Here is a 19,694-nt window from a genome sequence, read left to right on the forward strand (position 1 = left end):
AAGTTCTATTTTCCTATGATACAATCTACTCTATATAAAAATTTTGAATCTAAAAAATATCTGCTAAATTATATCTGGGGGAAGTATAGAAGATGCATAAGAATCATAACAAACAAAAGATTTTAATAGTTGATGATACAAAAATTAACTTAGCTATTCTTACTGATGTGCTTAAGGATGATTATGTTGTAGTAACAGCGAGTAGTGGAGAGCAGGCATTAGATTTAATTTTTTCTGATACCTTGCCCGATATTATTTTGCTAGATGTCGTAATGACTGGTATCAGTGGCTATGATGTATGTAAAAAATTAAAAGATACTCCTCTAACTAAAAATATTCCTATAATTTTTATTACAGGAAAAATCAGCGTTGAGGATGAAACTTATGGCTTTAAGCTGGGAGCTGTAGATTATATTTCTAAGCCTTTTTCCCCTGTTATCGTAAAGGCTAGGGTCAATACACATTCTGAGCTTAAAAAGCACAGAGATTATCTTGAAAGTATTTCTTACTTAGATGGACTTACTGGAGTTTTTAATAGAAGAAAGTTTGATGAGTATTTATGGGAGCAGTTGAATTATTGCTTTAATACCAATAGAAAGCTATCTCTTATGATATTTGATATAGACCACTTTAAAGCGTATAATGATTTATATGGTCACGAAGAGGGGGACCAGTGTCTAAAGAAAATCGCATCTATGACTTCTGAGTATACTTGTGAAAAAAAGGGTCTTTTAGCTAGATACGGTGGCGAGGAATTTGCCAGTATATTTGTAGGTGACTCAAATGAAGAAGTCTTTGAAATAGCAGAAAATATTAGAAAGAAAATCTATGACTCTAAAATTCCAAATGAAAATTCTTTGGTTGAACCTTTCGTAACTGTAAGTATAGGTATCGCCAGTGTAATTCCAACTCAGGAAACCAGTTGCAAAAGTATGATTGAATCTGCTGATAAGCAATTATATCTTGCAAAGAAAACCGGCAGAAACAAGATATGCATGATATGATTCTTTACATATTATTCAATTAATGAGACTGTAAATAATTTTGAAGGAAGAATAAAGATTTAAATTGTATATTAAAAGGCTGTCAAGAAATGAAGCCTCTTGACAGCCTTTTTGTCGTTATGTTTCAATGTTTTTAAATTGTTGATTGTATTTAGCTCTTAAAACTTTTCTTTCAATCATCAAACTTTCTTATGATTATCCCAATTCAGAGGATAAAACACAAATTATTTTACACTACCAAAAGAGTGTTTGACATGTATAATCTTATTGTATCTAATATTTCAAATCCTCTTTTAGATAGTTGTTTTTTGTAGATGTATCATCTTCATTATTTACTTCTATAATAACTTTTTCTATTCTTTTATCTGTAACTTCAGTTACTTTAAAATATAAATTCTTAAACTGAACCTCAATTTCTTCATCCTTTGAAGGTATATTTCCAATCAGTCCGATTAAAAATCCATTTAATGTCTCATATTCTTCTACCGGAAGCTCAACTTCTAAATGTTCTTCTAGCTCCTCTAAGCTAATCATAGCTTTTACTTCAAAAATAGTCTCATCTATTTGTTTAAATTCTTTATCCTCTTCTTCATCGTATTCATCAAAAATATTTCCTACAATTTCTTCAAGCAAGTCTTCAACTGTTACTATCCCAGCGGTACCTCCATACTCATCTATAACAATTGCAATATGAATATTGGTAGCTTGAAGCTCAAAAAATAACTCGTCTATTTTTTTCTGAATGGGAACAAAAAAAGGCTTTCTAATGTAAGAATCTAATTCAAAATCATCTTCTGCCTCTTCTACAATTAGTGGCAATAAATCTTTTACATATAGTACCCCAATTATATTATCTATACTTTCATTATAAACTGGTATTCTAGAATACTGCTCAGTTTTAACTATATCTATAAGTTTTCTCAATCCAATATCATGAGGTATTCCTACAAGTTCCATCCTATGAGTCATAATATCCTCTGCTGTTTTATTATTAAATTCAAAAATATTATTTATCATAATTTTTTCTCGCTCATGAATAGTACCTTTTTCTTCACCTACATCTATCATCATTCTTATTTCTTCCTCTGTGACATCGTCATCATTAGAACTCGGATCAATTCCGAATAATCTTACGCAAAAGTTTGTCGAAGCTGTAAGAAATTTTACAAAAGGACTTGTTACCTTTGATAGTACGGTTAATGGAGTCACCACAAAAAAAGCTATTGACTCTGCTTTTTTCATTGCTACTCTTTTTGGAACTAGTTCTCCAAGTACAAGCGTAAAATAGGATAGTATTATAGTAATTACAGTTACTGTTAATACTCTTAAAACTGAATCCGTGATTGGTAAATCGTAAGCCTTGATAATATTCACTAGTGGATCAGCAAATGATTCTGCTGCAAATGCACTGGCAAGAAAACCTGCTAATGTTATCCCAATTTGAATGGTTGCTAAAAATCTACTTGGCTCACTTAGCAATTTTACTAACTGTATGGCTTTGAGATTTTTTTCGTCAGCCATTATTTTTATTTTATTATCATTTAAAGAAATCAGGGCTATCTCAGAAGCTGCAAAAAAAGCATTTACTCCTATCAATAATATTAAAAAAAGAATTTGTGTAGTCATAGTATCATCCTCCTAAAAAATTACAATAAAAAAAGACCCAAAAACAGCAACAACTGGATTACGGCCTGCGATGGTAGGATGAAGTTTTAAAAAATATTATTCCTTTTTTAAATCTTATTATACTAAAATACCTATCCGCTTCTTCCGATTCGTCTTCCATTAAATTTCACATCCTTCAAAATTAATTTGATAATAATTTTATAACTAATTTATGATTACGTCAACTGAAAATTAAGTGATATACCATTTATCAGGTTGTAAGATGATAATTCAAATGTTAAACTTTAGAAGACATTTCATTGTTAAACTTTAGAAGACATTTCATTGTTAAATAATAAATCAAAAAGAAAATGAGGACTAATTAATGATATTAAAGAATATATTAAAAGGGATTTTAATAGGAATAGGAAGTATAGCTCCTGGAGTAAGTGGTGGTACTTTTGCCATGATGCTTGGAATTTATGATAAAATTACTGATGCTATAGGCAATTTTTACGTGGATTTCAAATCCAAGATGATTTTTTTATGTTCTATTAGCTTAGGTGTTGCGATAGGCATTATAGGATTTAGCAGAATATTGGAATATCTTTTCGTTTCGCATGAATTTGCCTCTAAATTCGTTTTTGTTGGAATAATGATTGGATCCCTTCCCTCTATATTTAATGAAGCGAAAAAACAAGGCTTTACAAAATATTATTTCTTGCCTATGTTTTTCACATTATTTTTGACAGTAGGCTTTGCTTTTATGGAGAATGATTCTATTGCTGTTCAAACGCTTTCATCTCTTAGTTTTAGAGAAAGCATATTCTATGGTGGTGTTATATCTCTTGGAACCATAATACCTGGAATCAGCTCATCAATTTTATTGATGTATGCAGGAGTTTATAATTTAATTTTGGACGCAATAGGCTCTATTAAAATAGATATTTTGTTTCCTTTAGGACTAGGATTCGGTTTTTCAACTTTGTTTTTGTCAAAATGTATTAATTATATGTTTAAAAAATACTACGGATGGACTTATTTCATGGTTTTGGGTTTTGTATTAGGCTCAATAACTACTTTAATTCCACCCATAGCATCTATCAAGGACTTTATTATAGGATTTATATTAATATCTATAAGCACAGTTTTATCATATAAATTTTCACAAAAATTACTTACAAGCAAGAACTCTAGCAATCAAAACTAGTCGCAATGATTTATTTGCTTTTACATACCTTTAGATTTTTGAGCACATTTCCTCATTGCCTCTATTACAGCCGAGCGCATCCCTTTTTCTTCTAGCACTGCTACTGCTTCTATAGTAGTACCTCCAGGCGAGCATACCATGTCTTTAAGTTCTCCCGGATGGCTCTTAGATTCTAGTACCATTTTTGCACTTCCTAGCACTGCTTGAGCTGCAAATCTATATGCCTGAGCTCTAGGCATTCCTTGAATCACTGCTGCATCTGCCATTGCTTCTATAAACATGAATACATAGGCTGGAGATGAGCCTGATACTGCAACTACAGCATCAAACAATTTTTCTTCTATTAGCTCTACTGCTCCAAAGCTTTCAATTAGCTTAATAAGTAACTCTAGCTCTTCTGAGTCAATGTTAGAATTTGGACAAATCGCTGTCATCCCTTCGCTTACCATAGATGGAGTGTTTGGCATAGTTCTAAGAATTTTGGCATCTGCCCCTAGATGAGCCTCTAGAAACTCCATAGTCTTTCCTGGTGCTATTGAAACAAATATCTTATCCTTTGTTACGCTGTCTTTGATTTCCTTCATAACCATTTCATAAAGGTTTGGTTTTACAGCTAAGAACACGATATCGCATTTTTCTGCAACTTCTATGTTGTTAGATGCAATAGTAATGCCATATTCTTTATTCATTTTCTCAAGTATATTTTTTGAACGATTGCTTGCTATTATTTGATTTGACTCTATTAGCTTTGATTTGACTAAAGCTGATATCATTGCCTGAGCCATATTTCCGCATCCTATAAATCCAATTTTTTTATCCATTGTTTTTTACCTCCCTATAGTGTATAAACTAAATTATAGTATCATTATATAATAAAATCAAAGGAGACGGATATGAACAATAAACCTATTATACTCGACGCAACTGAAAAACATTTAGAAGAAATTTTAAAATTAAATCAAGATTTAGTACATTTTCTTTCAGACTTGGATATGGGTTCACTTACAGAGCTTGGTAATATGGCTGAGATGTTCAAAGTGGTAGAAGTAGATGGAAAGGTTGCTGCTTTTTTAATTGCAGTAAGAGAAAACAAGCCTTATGCTAGTGTAAATTACAAATGGTTCTTAGATAATTACGATAAATTTTTATATGTCGACAGAGTGGTGGTATCAGAGGATTATCAGCACATGGGCATAGGAAGACTTATTTATAACGAAGTTTTTAATCATGCAAAATCTACTGGAGTTGATAGAGTGACTGCTGAAATCGATATTAAACCACCAAACCCAGTGTCATTAAAATTCCATGAAGCTTTTGGTTTTAAAGAAGTAGGAAAGCAAATGGTAGCTGGTGGAAAAAAAGAAGTATCGCTTCAGTCAGTTCAGTTATAGTTTTTTAATTTAATAAGTTATTTCAAATAGCTCTTATTTTATATAGGAGCTATTTTTTTATTGTCTGTATAAAAAAATTTCAAGCTTTATGTACACGCTTATATTTTTGTAATGGATAGGAATCTTATTGCTAAATTTTAATTATTATTTAATATTAACCCCTATTATATTCATTAATATTCAGTAAATGTCTTTTACGTAAAACACTATCAATACTTGATTCGCAAACATTTTTTCTCAATTCTGACTATCAAAATTGTTGAAATTTTGCCAATAGATTTACTTTTTATTTTTATATAAATAATTAACATTATATATGTAAAGTATATGATATAATGTGTTTTGCATTAATAATTATAAACTTTTTAAGGAGGTAGACTTATGGATCATAAGTTATCAAAAGATGCATATGGTGGCGTAGCTGGAAAAGATTACGTTCCATATATTTCTACTGGTTCTAAATCAGGCGGAAATACAGTTGTTTTAATTATCGGTATTATTCTTGCTGTTATCTTTGCAGCATCTACTGCATACTCAGGTATGAAATCTGGTCTTACAGTTGCTGCTGGTATTCCAGGATCAATTATAGGTTCTGCATTTATAGCTGCTTTTGCTAAGCAAAAGGGTATCCTTGGCAAAAACCTTGTTCAAGGTATGGCAAGTGGTGGAGAGTCTGTAGCTAGTGGTATTATTTTCGTATTACCAGCTGTACTATTAATTGGTTCTCAAATTTCATTCCTAGAAGGCTTCCTTGTAGGAGTTGGCGGAGTACTATTTGGAATAGGTATTGCATCTCTAGTTTACAACTACCTAATAGTTGAAGAGCACGGAATGCTTATGTACCCAGAGTCAATGGCTATTTCTGAGACACTTGTTGCTTCAGAAGGTGCTGGAGATTCTATGAAGTTCATGGGAATTGGTTTTGGTATCGGTGGTGCTATAACTGTTGTAACTAGTTCTTTCTTAAATGTTACAAATAACGTTATCAGCTATGTTAATGAAAGCTTTTACAAGTGGAGACTTCAGCTTGAAGTAAACCCACTTTTACTAGGAATCGGATTTATAGTAGGTCTTGAAGTTGCTCTTACTATGTTTGCTGGTTCACTTCTTTCAAACTTCGGTATTCTTCCTCTTATCGGTTATTTCTCTGAGCTAGGAAAAGAAGGCGCTGTAGTTTGGAACAACCCTGATGTTTCTATTAACGCTATGGGAGTTGGTGATATCGCTGGTAGCTATGTAAAATACATCGGAGCTGGTATGATGCTTTCTGGTGGACTTATCGGAGCTATAAAGCTTATCCCTACAATTATTTCTTCAATCAAAGAAACTTTAAATGCTAAAACTTCTGGAAACAATGCATCTAAAATCGGTACTATGATTTTACTTGGAGGACTTGTAGTAGGTTTTCTAGCTGGTTTTGTAGTTTCTGGTGGAAATATTATGATGGCTATCACAGCTTCTATTTTATCATTATTCTTATCACTACTATTTGTTATCGTTGCTGGACGTTTAACTGGAACAATCGGAACATCAAATCTTCCAGTTTCAGGTATGACTATAGCATCTATAGTTTTAGTAACTTTACTGTTTGTTGCTATGGGCTGGACTAATCCAGAGCACAACAAAGCTCTATTACTATTTGGTACATTTATAGTTACAGCTATAGCTATGGCAGGAGGATACTCTCAGTCACAAAAGGTTACTTTTATAGTTGGTGGAGATAAATCAGAAATGGATAAATACTTTGCTATTTCTGGTATAGTTGGTGTTGCAGTTGTTGTTGGTACTATCATGCTACTATCTAGCCAATTAGCTATGACAGGAGCTAACGTTCCATTTGCACTTCCACAAGCTAACTTGATGTCTACACTTACAGCAGGTATAATGTCTGGAGAGCTTCCATGGGTAATGATTATCGTTGGAGCAGTTATGGGAGTTGTTTTATTCCTTCTTAACCTTCCAGTTATGACAGTAGCTATAGGATTCTATCTTCCTATCGCAACTACTTCTATCATTTTAGTTGGAGCATTAGTTAGAGTATTTATCGAAAGAACTTCTAAATCAGATGTAGAAAAAGATACAAAGGTTTCTAACGGAATCAGTTTATCATCTGGATTAGTTGCTGGTGGATCAATTATCGGATTAATCGGTATTATATTGCAAGTAGCTGGTGTTATTAAAGGTGCCGGTCCAAGCGGATTTGCTGCATCAAACGGCATGGCATTTATAATATTAGCTGGTCTTGTAGTTGCTACTATTATTCCTATCATGAATAGTAAGGTAAAAAATGTACAAAAATAATGACGATGTTTTAAATATAGTTTATAAAATAAATGAGAGCCTTACCTATGATGTAGACAACAAAGGCGTAGTGACAATTTTAGAAAAGCAAAATCATAAGGTTCAAAATTTCTTTAGAAAACTAAAGTTTAAAATACCTGAATATAAAAAAATAGCTTTTGATGAGTATGCAAGTTTTGTGTTCCTTCAAATAGATGGAATAAAAACTGTTAAAGAAATAGGAGAAGCTCTTGAACTTAAGTTCGGTGACAAAGCTCATCCAGTATATGAAAGACTGCTTTTATTTCTAAATCATATAGAAGTCAATAGCCGTTATATTACTAAAACTGAAAATTAGTTTATATTAATTTTCTGTATAAAATGTATATTAAGATACTCCTTTTGTATTATAAGCAAGATAAATAAGCTTATTTCAAGAGGAGTATTTTTTATGGGCTTTTTTTATTTATTTTTACATGATAGACTTAAAAAAAGAATAGGCGGTGGATACTATGAAAATATTCGATTTAACTCATATGATTAAAGAACAAATGCCAGTTTATCCAGGAACCGAGCCCCCATCACTTAAGAATACTAACACTATAGAAGTAGATGGGTTTGCTGAAAAGCTGTTTAGTATGTATTCTCACACAGGGACTCATATAGATGCTCCTAAACACATGGTAGAAGAAGGACTTGGGCTTGATGATTTTGATATATCAAAATTTGTAGGAAAAGCTATTTTAATTGATGTAACAGAGGTATCAGATAACATTACTCTCCCAGATTTGATTGATTATGAAAGATTTATAGAAAGCTGTGATTTCGTAATTTTTTATACAGGCTGGAGCAAGTACTGGGGTTCAGAGCAGTATTTTGACAACTTTCCAGTTTTAGAGCACGATGCGGCAAAATGGCTCTCTAACTTCAAGCTTAAAGGAATAGGTATTGACGCTATCTCTATAGATGCTGTAGATACTGTAGATTTTGACAATCATTATGTATTTCTTAACCAAAATTTCATAATTATAGAGAATCTAACTAATTTAAGTGAAATTCCAGAAAAGCAATTTACATTTAGTGCTCTACCACTTAAGACCTTTGATGCTGATGGTTCTCCAACAAGAGCTATAGCAATGCTGTAATAATAAGAAATACGCCAATTATAACAATAAATCTGTCCCAAAATATTCTGTATTCACAATGAATCCAAAATAAAGAAATCAATTTAAGGAGGCTTCATAAATATGAAGATGCCAAGAAAGCTAACTATTGCTAATCTACCAACAAATATCGAACATTTAAAAAGATTATCATCAGAGCTTGGAAATGTAGCTATCTATCTTAAGCGTGATGACCAAACTGGAACTGAGGTGTCTGGAAATAAAATTAGAAAGCTTGAATTTGCTATAGCTGAAGCTATTGATAACGGTTATGATACTCTTATCACCTGCGGAGCTGTTCAGTCCAATCATGCCAGAGCTACTGCTGCCGCTGCAGCAAAGATTGGCTTAAAATGTCACCTGATTTTAAGAGGTAGTAATGAAGATGTCTTTGAAGGAAATTACTTTTTAGATGGATTATTTGGTGCAAGTATAGATATTGTAAGTAGCGAGGAATTTAAGAATATAGATACATTACTAAAAGCAAAGCAAGATGAGCTAGAGACTAAAGGAAGAAAAGGCTACGTGCTCCCTATTGGAGCATCAAATGGTATAGGTGGTTTTGGATATTTTCATGCCATGAATGAAATTCTAGAGCAGGAAAAATATTTAGGTATTCATTTTGATGCTATAGTTACAACTGTGGGTTCGGCTGGTACTTTTGCAGGGCTTCTCTATGCCAACACCCTCGTAAAAAATGATGCCGTAGTCTATGGTATAAATATCTCAGCTGACAGAGAGTATTTCGCTGGTGAAACTAAAAAAATCATAGCTGAGATGAACGATTATACTGGAGAGAATATCAGCCTTTCTTACGATGAAATTCCGATTATTAATGGCTATGCAGGAAGAGGCTATGGACTTAGTACTAAAGATGAAATAGATTTTATAAAATACATAGCTAGCTTAGAAGGTGTAGCTCTTGACCCTGTGTATACTGGCAAAGCATTTTATGGTCTATATAATGAAATTAAGAAAGGCAATTTATCTAATCATAAAAATATACTCTTTATTCATACTGGTGGAATTTTCGGCTGGAAAGCTGAGCAAAGAGATATTATAAAGAATTTCTAATAAAACCCTAGATTACTCATAGTGATGGTTTTATCACAGATTAATCTAGGGTTCTTCTTTTCAGTTTTTATCTAATAGATTCATCTCTTTTACTTGATTTACGTCTTTATCTCCCCTACCTGATAGATTGACAATGATTGTCTGATCTTTTGATAAGGTTTTCGCTAGCTTTACTGCATATGCAACTGCATGAGCACTTTCTATTGCTGGTATTATGCCTTCCGTTCTGGATAGAAGAAAGAATGCCTGCATCGCCTCATCGTCTGTTATAGCAATGTACTCAGCTCTATTACTCTCTTTGTAATAGCTATGCTCTGGTCCTACTCCAGGATAGTCAAGTCCAGCAGCTATAGAATGAACTGGAAGAGGCTCACCATTTTCATCTTGCAAAGTATAGCATTTGAAGCCATGGATAACTCCTACACTTCCTTTAGAAATAGATGCAGCATGTTCGTTTGTATCTAGTCCTTTTCCCCCTGGCTCTACTCCTACAATTTTTACTGAGAGGTCATCTACAAATGGTGCAAACAATCCTATTGCATTACTTCCTCCTCCTACGCAGGCTACTATATAATCAGGCAGTTTACCTTCTGCTTCTAGGATTTGCTTTCTTGCTTCTTTTCCTATTACGCTTTGAAATTCTCTTACCATTGTAGGATATGGATGTGGTCCAACTGCTGAGCCTAGAAGATAGAATGTATCGTGAGCATTTGCAACAAAATCAGCTAAAGCTTCGTCTACTGCATCCTTTAGAGTTGCTGTTCCTGTAGTTACTGGAACGACTTTAGCTCCTAGCATCTCCATCCTAAAGACATTTAGCTCTTGTCTTTTTATATCGATTGATCCCATGTAGATGATGCATTCAAGTCCCATCAGAGCACATACCGTTGCTGTTGCCACTCCATGCTGTCCAGCTCCAGTTTCTGCTATTATTCTCTTTTTGCCCATTCTCTTTGCCAAAAGTACCTGTCCCATTGCATTGTTTATTTTGTGAGCTCCTGTATGATTCAAATCTTCTCTCTTTAAATAAATCTTTGCTCCTCCAAGTTGCTCAGACAGCCTTTTTGCAAGATATAGAGGATTTTCACGTCCTATATATTGGCGCTGGTAGTAGGCAAGCTCATTTAAAAACTCCTCATCTTCTATGTACTTATAAAAAGCTTCCTCCACATCTTTTAGTACATTTTTTAATTCCTCTGGTACAAAGGCTCCTCCAAATTGTCCAAAATAACCATTGTTTCTTTCCATTACATTTCCTCCTTTTTTCCATAAAAAAAGCCCCCATACATAAATAACTCATGTATAGAGGACGATTGCTCGCGGTGCCACCTCAAATTGGTATAGAAAAACCCACTCATTCAAATACGGGCCACAATGGCCGATATTCTATCTCTATAACGGGAGAACCCGGGGTTCCTACTTTAATTCAGTCTCCACTCGTAAGCCCATTCATAGTATTTATTGATATCGGACTCTCACCTACGCCGACTCTCTGTAATCCTTTCACACTACTACTATCCTTACTCAACGCTTTTCATAATTTATGGATATTTTTAATTACTGACTATATTACGAGTAATAAATCCATATGTCAAGTGTTTTGTTATAAAATTTATATATTTCAAAATTATCAGTCAAGCTTTTAATCCAATTGTTTTTTGATTAAAATTGTAATTATCTTTTATAATCAATTTTTATTATTTCCCTCTAATTCTAAAAGATATTCTTTGATTTCGAGTCCTCCACCGTAGCCTACCATCTTTCCAGTGCTTCCTACTACTCTATGACATGGGATTATTATAGGTATAGGGTTTCTATTGTTTGCCATGCCTACTGCTCTAGAAGCTTTTTCATTTCCTGATAATGTAGCTATTTTTTTGTAGCTTGCCGTTTCTCCATATGGGATAGTCAAGAGATTATTCCATACTTTCTTTTGAAATTCTGTACCTTTTGGGTTAAGCTTTACATCAAAGCTTTGTCTTCTTCCTTCAAAGTACTCTGCTAGCTGATTTTTTACTTCCTTCAAAAATGCAGTTTCTTCTCTAGGGATGTCTTTAATGATTGTCTCTCCAAAATCTAAGCAGATTAATTCTTTATTTTCTTCTATAAGTGTAAGCTTTCCTATAGGCGAATCCATTACCATTAATTTTTTCATTTCACTCATCCTCCACTTAAACCAAAACTTGTCTCAATTATTCTTTATACACTATCAGGCTCAATTTCTTTTTTTGCCAGTCTTTTATGAACAGATTTTCTAAGCAGACTGTATAGCACTGAGCTAAGAGGAACTCCGAGTAGCATTCCAAGCACACCATAAGCACTACCTCCTAGTGTAACTGCTACAAGCACCCAAATGCTTGGAAGTCCAATCGAACCACCTACTACCTTTGGATATATTAAGTTTCCTTCTAGCTGCTGTAATACCAAGAAGAATATAACAAACCACAGGGCTTTTATAGGGCTGACCATGAGTATAAGAAACACTCCAACTATAGTTCCTATAAATGCACCAAATACAGGGATAAGTGCAGTAAATCCCACAAGTGCTGAAACTACTAAAGCATATGGAAGTCTAAGTATCAACATTCCTATAAAGCAAAGCACTCCTATAATAACAGCCTCTAAAAACTGTCCTGTTACAAAACTTGAGAAAATTCCGTTTGAAAGCTTAGCAATATCTAGAATTTCTATTACGATATTTTCCGGAAGATAAGCATATAATAGCTTTTTAAATTGTTTAGATAGAGTTTCTTTTTGGAGCAGTACATATATTGCAAATACTAACCCAAGCACAAAGTTTAATAATGCACTAAATATCGATGATGTAATTCCTATAGTGGTATTGAAAAGTGCTGAGCTTCCTCTTGATAGAAACTGAGATATCCACTGCCCTATTTTTTCCCAGTTTAAATCCGAAAATGCAATTGAATTTATTTCAAATGGAAGAGATGCCAATATCCCACCTAGCCAATTTTGAATTTTTTTCATGAAATCTGGAAATTCTTTAGACACTATTTCTACTGTGTTTTTAAATTCGGGTACAATTAAAAATAGTAAAATCCACACCATTGCAACTACTAAGGATAAGCTTAATAGCAATGAAATTGGTCTTATCCATTTTTCAATTTTCGAAGAATTTTTAGTATTGCTAGACTGCTCTAATCTCTTTTTTAAAAAATCCTCAATCAATCTCATTATCACATTTAGTATAAATGCTATGCACAGCCCTACAATAAAGGGTGTCAAAAGTGAAACCACATAGCCTATCACTGATAGTACTTTTGGCAAGTTAGACATGATAGCATAGAGAACTATAGCAAAGGTTATTATTCCCAGTATTTTTTTGATATTCGCTTTAGACAGGTCCATCTTAGTTCCTCTTTTCGCTTTTAATTCAAATTAAGGAATGGCATAGCCATTCCTTAATTAAAAAATTATATCTAATTTTTATTTTATCAGATTTTACTGCCAATTGATAGGTCTGCTTCATGCTTATCAATATAAATTGTCTGATAATCTTGAACCTCTCCTTGAATTAGTAGTCTAGCAATAGGAGTTTCTATATGCTTTTGCAGATATCTTTTTACTGGTCTTGCTCCGTATACTTTTGAGTAGGAATTATCTGCAATGAAATTCTTTGCATCATCACTTACTTCTAGCTTGATATTTCTATCACTTAATCTCTTTTGAATATCTGCTAGACTAAGCTCTACTATTTTTACTATTTCGCTCTTTGTAAGAGGTTTGAACATCACTATATCATCTATTCTGTTCAAAAACTCTGGTTTAAAGTTCGCTCTTAGTATATTTAGTACATTTTCTTTCACTGCATCTGAAATCTCTCCAGATTCCTGCATCCCATCTAAAAGTAAATTGCTTCCTATATTTGAAGTCATAATAACTACAGTATCTTTGAAGTTTACAGTCTTTCCCTTTGAGTCTGTCAATCTTCCATCATCAAGCAGCTGAAGCAAGGTATTGAATACCTCTGGATGAGCCTTTTCTATCTCGTCAAACAATATCACGCTGTAGGGCTTTCTTCTGACAGCTTCAGTAAGCTGTCCCCCTTCTTCATAGCCTACATATCCTGGAGGAGCTCCTATAAGTCTCGCTACTGTATGCTTTTCCTGATATTCACTCATATCTATTCTTACGATATTCTCTTCAGTATCAAATAAAGCCTGGGCTAAAGCTTTTGCAAGCTCTGTCTTTCCTACACCAGTAGGTCCTAAGAATATGAAGGAACCTATAGGTCTTCTTGGGTCTTTGAGTCCTGCTCTTGCTCTTAGCACTGCATCAGCAACTAAATCGACTGCTTCGTCTTGTCCTATTACTCTGTTGTGAAGAAGGCTAGGAAGATGCAGTAGTTTTTCTCTTTCGCTTTCTACGAGCTTTGTTACAGGTATTCCTGTCCATTTTGATATAATCTCAGCTATTTCGTCTTCTGTTACTTCTTCTTTTAATAGCTGAGCTTTACTTTTTGCTTGATTTTCTCTTTCACTTTCTAGCTTTTTCTCAAGCTCTGGAAGCTTTCCATGCTTTAGCATAGCTAGTTCTTCTAAATCATATCTTCTTTCTGCGTCTTCTATCTTATGTCTAGTTTGTTCTATTTCTTTTTGCAGGTCTTTTATTTTTATTATATTTTCTTTTTCTAGCTCCCACTGACTTTTCATCGAGCTATACTGCTCTTTTAAGATTGCTAGCTCTTTTTGAAGGTCTTCTAGTCTTGCTTTTGATGATGTATCTGTTTCTTTTTTAAGTGCTTGCTGCTCTATTTCCATCTGCATGATTTTTCTGCTTATTGCATCCAGCTCCGTAGGCATGCTGTCAATTTCTGTTCTTATCATTGAAGCCGCTTCATCCATAAGGTCTATTGCTTTATCTGGTAGGAATCTATCTGAGATGTATTTATTTGACAGCACTGCGCAGGCAATAATAGCATTGTCAGTGATTCTAACTCCATGATGAATTTCAAATTTCTCTTTTATCCCTCTTAATATGGATATGGTGTCCTCTACATCTGGCTGGTCTACTAGAACTGGCTGAAATCTTCTTTCTAAAGCTGCATCTTTTTCTATATATTTACGATATTCATCTAAGGTTGTAGCTCCTATACAGTGAAGCTCTCCTCTTGCAAGCATAGGCTTTAAAAGGTTTCCTGCATCCATAGCTCCTTCAGTTTTACCTGCCCCTACTATAGTGTGAAGCTCATCTATAAATAAAATAATTTGTCCCTCAGATTTTGAAACTTCATTTAGTACAGCTTTGAGCCTTTCTTCAAACTCTCCTCTGTATTTTGCCCCAGCTATGAGGGCTCCCATATCCAGTGCAAATATAGTCTTATCCTTTAAGCCTTCTGGTACATCGTGATTTACTATCCTTTGGGCAAGTCCTTCTACTACAGCAGTTTTACCTACTCCAGGTTCTCCAATCAGTACAGGATTGTTTTTAGTTCTTCTAGATAGAATTCTAATAGCTCTTCTTATTTCTTCATCTCTTCCAATTACAGGGTCAAGCTTGCCTTTTCTAGCCATCTCAACCAAATCTCTACCGTATTTGTTTAGAACATCATAGGTATCCTCTGGGTTTTGGCTGGTTATTTTTTGATTGCTCCTCACCTTGCTTAGAGCCTGAAGAAATTCATTTTTATCAATATGGTATCTGCTTATTATATCTTTAGTATAGCCCTGATTTTGCTCTAAAATAGCAAGATACAAATGCTCCACAGATATATACTCATCTTGAAATGCTTTAGCTTCGTCTTGAGCCTTTACAAGAATTTCGTTGTATCTTCTGGATGGATATACACTGCTTACTGACTCTCCTTGAACCTTTGGAAGCTTATCTAGATGATTTCCAAGATCTATTAAAATTGCTGAAACATTCTTGCCCATCATAGTCAGTAGCTTGGATATGAGACTATCCTCGCTTGCAAGCAGTGCATAGTGCAGATGCTCTGTTTCCATCTGCTGGTGGCCAAGTCTCAAAGCCATTTCTTGTGATTGAACTATGGCTTCTTGAGACTTTTGGGTTAATTTCTCCATGTTCATTTATGTTCACCTCTTTGTTAGTTTATCAAATTAATCTAATTTAGCTAGCTCTACTGCTATTTGAGAGCCTACTCTCGCATTGTTATATACTAGCTCTATGTTTGCTGCTAAGCTATCTCCTTTTGTAGCACTCTTAAGGTAATCAAGCAAGAATGGGGTTACTTTCTTTCCTTTTATTCCACCTGCTTCAGCTTTTTCTAAAGCTTCTTCAATAGACTTATTGATAAATGCTGGCTCTAGCTCGTGCTCTTTTGGGATAGGATTTCCAATTACTACTCCACCCTTTAGCTTCATGTTCCATTTATCTGCTATAACCTTTGCCATAAGCTGTGGATTTTCTATACTATAGTCAGCTTTGTATCCACTTTCTCTAGTGTAAAAAGCTGGGAAATCTTCTGTTTGGTAGCCTAGAACAGGAACTCCTTGAGTTTCTAAATACTCTAACGTAAGTCCGATATCTAGTATAGATTTTGCTCCTGCACAGATTACTGCAACAGGTGTCTGAGCTAGCTCCATAAGGTCTGCTGAGATATCAAAGGTATCTGTAGCGCCTCTATGCACTCCGCCTATTCCTCCTGTAACAAATACCTTTATTCCTGCCATGTGAGCAATTATCATAGTAGATGCTACTGTAGTTGCTCCATTCATTTTGTTTGCTGTGATATAAGGTAAATCTCTTCTACTTGCTTTTACTATATCTTTAGCTGTTGCAAAATATTCTAGTTCTTCTCTTGTAAGTCCTGCCTTTAGCTTACCTTTTATTATACCTATAGTGGCAGGTACTGCACCATATGATCTTACGATTTCTTCTACCTTAAGAGCGGTTTCTAGGTTCTGTGGATAAGGCATACCATGTGATATGATAGTCGATTCAAGTGCTACTACTGGTCTTTTTTCCACTATTGCTTTTTCTACCTCTGGGCTAAGTTCTAAATAATTTTTCATAATTATCCTCCGTTTTTAATATAATTTAATTTCAAATTCTATATCAGTTAGCGTTTTTTCTATTTCTGATTCTGACATTGCTGGATTGATTGTACTGTAGCTTTTCAGTGCTGTAAGTGAAGCTCCAGTCGCATAGGTGCAGGCTTTATCAAGCTGACTTCCCTTGAGATAGGAGCTGATAATTCCTGCCATAAAAGCATCTCCTGCTCCTGTTGCACTTTTTATATCCTTTGCTTTTGCCTTAAGAAAAACTTCAATTTTCTCATCACAGGCAAAAACACCTTCACTACCCATACTTATAAACACTTGCTTCAAGCCTTTTTCTAAGAATTTTTCTCCAGCTTTTCTTATATCATCTATGGTATCTGCTGGAATTCCAAGTAAGTCACTTACTTCATGTCTATTGGGCTTTATAGTGTGGATATACTTTAGTGAATCCTTTAATCTCATAGCTTTTTTACTGGATACTGGGTCTACAAATATCGGGATATCTGAAAAATTCATCCCAATATAATCTATAGTTTTTTTAGGAATGTTGGTGTCCAGTACGATTATATTGGCATTTTTTAAAAGCAGCTGATTTTCCTGAATGAAGGTCTCATCTATTAGCTCGTATATTTCCATTTGAGATATAGCAACTCGCATGTCATTTTGCTCATCCATTATAGATAAATACATCGATGTAGGATAGCTATCAGATATCAAGGAGCTTTTCATATCTATACCCATATCTTCGCTTTCTTTTATGAGCTTTTGTCCGTAAAAGTCATTGCCTACTGCAGATATGAGTCTCACTGGAATATCGAGCTTTGCTAGGTTTTCTGATATGTTCCTACCTACTCCACCGAGCGATGTTTCAATCTTTCCTGGGTTTGAATCGTATAGCTTTAAGCTTTCATTTGGAAATCCTTGAAGATCTATGTTTGAGCCTCCAATTACAGTGACTTTTTTTTCTTCGCTCACTATATAGCCTTTTCCCATAATATAGCCCTTTTTCATAAGATTCGCTATGTGCACAGCCACCGATGACCTGTTAAGCTTCAGTCTATCTGCTAGGGCTTGCTGAGCTATCATGGGTTCTTTTTTTAGTATTTCCAGTATTTCTCTTTCTCTAGAAGTCATGCCAACCTCCAATCCTTCTCCAACTTACAAAATTAAACTTTTGTTTATTAATATAACTTTTGTTTAATTATAACATTTTTGTTTATTAAACGCAATATATTATCCATAAATTTTTTCTAAATAGGATATAAGGTTTAAAAGTACTATTATATTGATTTTACATCTTATTAATACCCAATAATTAGAATTAATCAATTGCACTTAGCTATAATTTAAGATATAAATAAAAGTAACATAAATAAAAAACGCTTATTAACAGATAAATTTATAAATCATAAATAGTTTAAAAACAACTGATATCATAACTAAAGTAGTATAATGATAATTATAAAAAATTAGTACGAATGGAGGTTACTATGCCTATAGATATATTCATCCAGCGACTATTTATAGCTTTTCTCTGCGGATTAATTATAGGTTTAGAAAGACAGCTACGGCACAAGATGTCAGCAGTAGTTACAAATGTTTTAGTCTGTATGGGCTCATTTTTATTTTTATCCTTTGCCATGCATGACTCTGCAAATGAACAGGCAAGATTAGCCTCACAGGTCATATCTGGAATTGGTTTTCTTGGCGGAGGAGTTATAATCAGAGATGGCTTTAGCATTAGAGGATTAAACACTGCTGCCACACTTTGGTGCTCTGCGGCTCTTGGTCTGCTTATCAGTCAAGGATATATAAACTATGCCTTTGTAGGGACTGCTTTTATTCTAGGTGCTAATATATTTCTAAAGCCTCTTGCGATAAGAGTAGAGCATAGCAAATACGGCAATAGAGATACAGAGTTCAACTATAAAATAAAGCTTCAATGCAATGATGCTCAGGAAGAGGAAGTTATAAAAAGCTTTAGATCATCTGTTGAAAACAAAAATATTACTATTAGAGGAATAGAAAGCAGACGCTCTGATGAAACAAACCACATGAGCATCAAAATTTATATTCTTACCTTTGGTCAGAATGAAGAAGACATCTGGAAAACATTAAACTATATTCATAATAAATATGATATATATTCATATAGCTATGAATTAGAAGCCTAGGAGGATATCATGCTAAAATTCATCGCACTTGTAGTTATGCTAATCGACCATATCGGTGCTAAGTTACTCCCTCAGTTTTTTTTCCTGCGCATTATAGGAAGGTTATCTTTTCCAATATTTGCCTATATGGTTGCAACTGGGGCCAAAAGAACAAGGGATTTAGATATTTATATATCTAGAATGCTCATTTTTGCCTTTATTTCACAAATTCCATTTGTTTACTCGTCACCTTCAGTAAGCATGGCTGATATGTCACTACTTGAGCTTTCATTTAAATCATTTTTACCTGGGGTTACTTTCTTTGCAAATCCAGCAATTATAGGTCATCCAGGGCTAAATATCGGATTTACTTTTTGCTTCGCGCTTATGGCTATTAAATTTATAAACCAAGCAAAGGAATATAAAAACGACAGAAAAAATGTAGCTCTTAGTTATCTTGGAGTAGTAGCTATGATATTAGTAGCTTTCTTTTTGAGAACTGACTATATGATGTATGGAGTAGCAATGGTTCTAGTCTTTTATAACTTTTCTATTGAAGAAAAGTCCATCTACCCTAAGCTCATATACATTCTGCCTTTACTTATTAATGTTTCTACTATGATAGTTCAAAGCGCTTCCTTACTTACTGTTCCAATCATCAAGCGATTTAAGGACGTAGCTCCAAATATGCTTCCACGATGGGTATATTATGTATTTTATCCAGCTCATCTTTTAATACTTGGAATTATAATGAGACAGTTTTAATTTGCTGTATATTAAAGACCCCTGCAGATTTTGCTGGGGCCTTTGTTAATTTTGATAGTTTATAGT

17 protein-coding genes and 1 other annotated feature are annotated in these 19,694 nt (G+C 34.0%); of the genes, 9 read left to right on the forward strand and 8 right to left on the reverse strand.

Annotated features, from left to right (window positions below; genetic code table 11):
- The first annotated feature begins 92 nt into the window (after nucleotides 1–92).
- A complete protein-coding gene (locus B5X47_RS02840; RefSeq protein WP_079588697.1) occupies nucleotides 93–1,004 on the forward strand; it encodes a diguanylate cyclase in 912 nt (303 codons plus the stop codon).
- Nucleotides 1,005–1,277: 273 nt separating this feature from the next.
- Here B5X47_RS02840 and B5X47_RS02845 read toward each other — a convergent pair whose 3' ends face one another.
- Nucleotides 1,278–2,630, reverse strand: coding sequence for a hemolysin family protein (locus tag B5X47_RS02845; protein ID WP_079588698.1), 1,353 nt, complete (start codon nucleotides 2,628–2,630; stop codon nucleotides 1,278–1,280).
- Nucleotides 2,631–2,994: 364 nt separating this feature from the next.
- Between B5X47_RS02845 and B5X47_RS02850 the strand changes: the two genes are divergently transcribed.
- The gene (locus B5X47_RS02850; RefSeq protein ID WP_079588699.1) at nucleotides 2,995–3,819 is read left to right on the forward strand and encodes a DUF368 domain-containing protein; all 825 of its coding nucleotides are present in this window, start codon (nucleotides 2,995–2,997) and stop codon (nucleotides 3,817–3,819) included.
- Between the two features lie 20 nt (nucleotides 3,820–3,839).
- On the opposite strand, the gene proC is transcribed toward B5X47_RS02850, so the two are convergent.
- The gene (gene proC / locus B5X47_RS02855; RefSeq protein WP_079588700.1) at nucleotides 3,840–4,640 is read right to left on the reverse strand and encodes a pyrroline-5-carboxylate reductase; all 801 of its coding nucleotides are present in this window, start codon (nucleotides 4,638–4,640) and stop codon (nucleotides 3,840–3,842) included.
- 72 nt (nucleotides 4,641–4,712) lie between these two features.
- On the opposite strand from proC, the gene B5X47_RS02860 reads away from it, so the two are divergent.
- From B5X47_RS02860 to B5X47_RS02880, 5 genes are all read left to right on the forward strand, one after another.
- Nucleotides 4,713–5,210 (forward strand): GNAT family N-acetyltransferase, encoded by a 498-nt coding sequence (locus B5X47_RS02860; protein WP_079588701.1) that lies wholly within the window; start codon nucleotides 4,713–4,715, stop codon nucleotides 5,208–5,210.
- A 381-nt stretch (nucleotides 5,211–5,591) separates the two neighbouring features.
- Nucleotides 5,592–7,511 (forward strand): OPT family oligopeptide transporter, encoded by a 1,920-nt coding sequence (locus B5X47_RS02865; protein ID WP_079588702.1) that lies wholly within the window; start codon nucleotides 5,592–5,594, stop codon nucleotides 7,509–7,511.
- Entirely contained in the window at nucleotides 7,498–7,848 is a 351-nt protein-coding gene (locus tag B5X47_RS02870) for a PqqD family peptide modification chaperone (RefSeq protein ID WP_079588703.1), read from the forward strand. The genes B5X47_RS02865 and B5X47_RS02870 overlap by 14 nt, the downstream gene beginning before the upstream one ends.
- A 154-nt stretch (nucleotides 7,849–8,002) precedes the next feature.
- Entirely contained in the window at nucleotides 8,003–8,635 is a 633-nt protein-coding gene (locus B5X47_RS02875; RefSeq protein WP_013362189.1) for a cyclase family protein, read from the forward strand.
- Nucleotides 8,636–8,737: 102 nt separating this feature from the next.
- Nucleotides 8,738–9,727 carry a D-cysteine desulfhydrase family protein gene (locus tag B5X47_RS02880; RefSeq protein ID WP_079588704.1) on the forward strand — a complete coding sequence of 330 codons (990 nt, stop codon included), beginning with the start codon at nucleotides 8,738–8,740 and terminating at the stop codon, nucleotides 9,725–9,727.
- Nucleotides 9,728–9,787: 60 nt separating this feature from the next.
- Here B5X47_RS02880 and trpB read toward each other — a convergent pair whose 3' ends face one another.
- The 6 genes from trpB to B5X47_RS02910 all read right to left on the reverse strand — a co-directional run bounded on the left by trpB (nucleotide 9,788) and on the right by B5X47_RS02910 (nucleotide 17,844).
- Nucleotides 9,788–10,975 carry a tryptophan synthase subunit beta gene (gene trpB, locus B5X47_RS02885; RefSeq protein WP_079588705.1) on the reverse strand — a complete coding sequence of 396 codons (1,188 nt, stop codon included), beginning with the start codon at nucleotides 10,973–10,975 and terminating at the stop codon, nucleotides 9,788–9,790.
- 54 nt (nucleotides 10,976–11,029) lie between these two features.
- Nucleotides 11,030–11,264 (reverse strand) — a binding site (T-box leader).
- A gap of 150 nt (nucleotides 11,265–11,414) precedes the next feature.
- Entirely contained in the window at nucleotides 11,415–11,882 is a 468-nt protein-coding gene (locus B5X47_RS02890; RefSeq protein ID WP_079588706.1) for a methylated-DNA--[protein]-cysteine S-methyltransferase, read from the reverse strand.
- Between the two features lie 44 nt (nucleotides 11,883–11,926).
- Complete coding sequence (locus B5X47_RS02895; RefSeq protein WP_079588707.1) at nucleotides 11,927–13,096, reverse strand: AI-2E family transporter; 1,170 nt, start codon at nucleotides 13,094–13,096, stop codon at nucleotides 11,927–11,929.
- Between the two features lie 86 nt (nucleotides 13,097–13,182).
- On the reverse strand, nucleotides 13,183–15,777 hold the full coding sequence (gene clpB / locus B5X47_RS02900) for an ATP-dependent chaperone ClpB (RefSeq protein WP_079588708.1): 2,595 nt from the start codon (nucleotides 15,775–15,777) through the stop codon (nucleotides 13,183–13,185).
- A 30-nt stretch (nucleotides 15,778–15,807) separates the two neighbouring features.
- Nucleotides 15,808–16,722, reverse strand: coding sequence for a pseudouridine-5'-phosphate glycosidase (locus B5X47_RS02905; RefSeq protein ID WP_079588709.1), 915 nt, complete (start codon nucleotides 16,720–16,722; stop codon nucleotides 15,808–15,810).
- Between the two features lie 15 nt (nucleotides 16,723–16,737).
- A complete protein-coding gene (locus B5X47_RS02910; protein WP_242950988.1) occupies nucleotides 16,738–17,844 on the reverse strand; it encodes a PfkB family carbohydrate kinase in 1,107 nt (368 codons plus the stop codon).
- A gap of 356 nt (nucleotides 17,845–18,200) precedes the next feature.
- On the opposite strand from B5X47_RS02910, the gene B5X47_RS02915 reads away from it, so the two are divergent.
- On the forward strand, nucleotides 18,201–18,884 hold the full coding sequence (locus B5X47_RS02915; RefSeq protein WP_159446377.1) for an MgtC/SapB family protein: 684 nt from the start codon (nucleotides 18,201–18,203) through the stop codon (nucleotides 18,882–18,884).
- Nucleotides 18,885–18,893: 9 nt separating this feature from the next.
- Entirely contained in the window at nucleotides 18,894–19,628 is a 735-nt protein-coding gene (locus B5X47_RS02920) for a TraX family protein (RefSeq protein ID WP_079588712.1), read from the forward strand.
- Nucleotides 19,629–19,694: the final 66 nt, after the last annotated feature.

The organism is Acetoanaerobium noterae, from assembly GCF_900168025.1.
Lineage (GTDB): Bacteria > Bacillota > Clostridia > Peptostreptococcales > Filifactoraceae > Acetoanaerobium > Acetoanaerobium noterae.

What these genes read in the sequence shown, in the direction of transcription:
- B5X47_RS02910 (WP_242950988.1), bottom strand. Translation starts at nt 17,844, where the DNA reads ATGACTTCTAGAGAAAGAGAAATACTGGAAATACTAAAAAAAGAACCC.
- proC (WP_079588700.1), bottom strand. Translation starts at nt 4,640, where the DNA reads ATGGATAAAAAAATTGGATTTATAGGATGCGGAAATATGGCTCAGGCA.
- B5X47_RS02850 (WP_079588699.1), top strand. Translation starts at nt 2,995, where the DNA reads ATGATATTAAAGAATATATTAAAAGGGATTTTAATAGGAATAGGAAGT.
- trpB (WP_079588705.1), bottom strand. Translation starts at nt 10,975, where the DNA reads ATGGAAAGAAACAATGGTTATTTTGGACAATTTGGAGGAGCCTTTGTA.
- B5X47_RS02895 (WP_079588707.1), bottom strand. Translation starts at nt 13,096, where the DNA reads ATGGACCTGTCTAAAGCGAATATCAAAAAAATACTGGGAATAATAACC.
- B5X47_RS02845 (WP_079588698.1), bottom strand. Translation starts at nt 2,630, where the DNA reads ATGACTACACAAATTCTTTTTTTAATATTATTGATAGGAGTAAATGCT.
- B5X47_RS02905 (WP_079588709.1), bottom strand. Translation starts at nt 16,722, where the DNA reads ATGAAAAATTATTTAGAACTTAGCCCAGAGGTAGAAAAAGCAATAGTG.
- B5X47_RS02880 (WP_079588704.1), top strand. Translation starts at nt 8,738, where the DNA reads ATGAAGATGCCAAGAAAGCTAACTATTGCTAATCTACCAACAAATATC.
- B5X47_RS02840 (WP_079588697.1), top strand. Translation starts at nt 93, where the DNA reads ATGCATAAGAATCATAACAAACAAAAGATTTTAATAGTTGATGATACA.
- B5X47_RS02860 (WP_079588701.1), top strand. Translation starts at nt 4,713, where the DNA reads ATGAACAATAAACCTATTATACTCGACGCAACTGAAAAACATTTAGAA.
- B5X47_RS02870 (WP_079588703.1), top strand. Translation starts at nt 7,498, where the DNA reads ATGTACAAAAATAATGACGATGTTTTAAATATAGTTTATAAAATAAAT.
- clpB (WP_079588708.1), bottom strand. Translation starts at nt 15,777, where the DNA reads ATGAACATGGAGAAATTAACCCAAAAGTCTCAAGAAGCCATAGTTCAA.
- B5X47_RS02890 (WP_079588706.1), bottom strand. Translation starts at nt 11,882, where the DNA reads ATGAAAAAATTAATGGTAATGGATTCGCCTATAGGAAAGCTTACACTT.
- B5X47_RS02920 (WP_079588712.1), top strand. Translation starts at nt 18,894, where the DNA reads ATGCTAAAATTCATCGCACTTGTAGTTATGCTAATCGACCATATCGGT.
- B5X47_RS02875 (WP_013362189.1), top strand. Translation starts at nt 8,003, where the DNA reads ATGAAAATATTCGATTTAACTCATATGATTAAAGAACAAATGCCAGTT.
- B5X47_RS02865 (WP_079588702.1), top strand. Translation starts at nt 5,592, where the DNA reads ATGGATCATAAGTTATCAAAAGATGCATATGGTGGCGTAGCTGGAAAA.
- B5X47_RS02915 (WP_159446377.1), top strand. Translation starts at nt 18,201, where the DNA reads ATGCCTATAGATATATTCATCCAGCGACTATTTATAGCTTTTCTCTGC.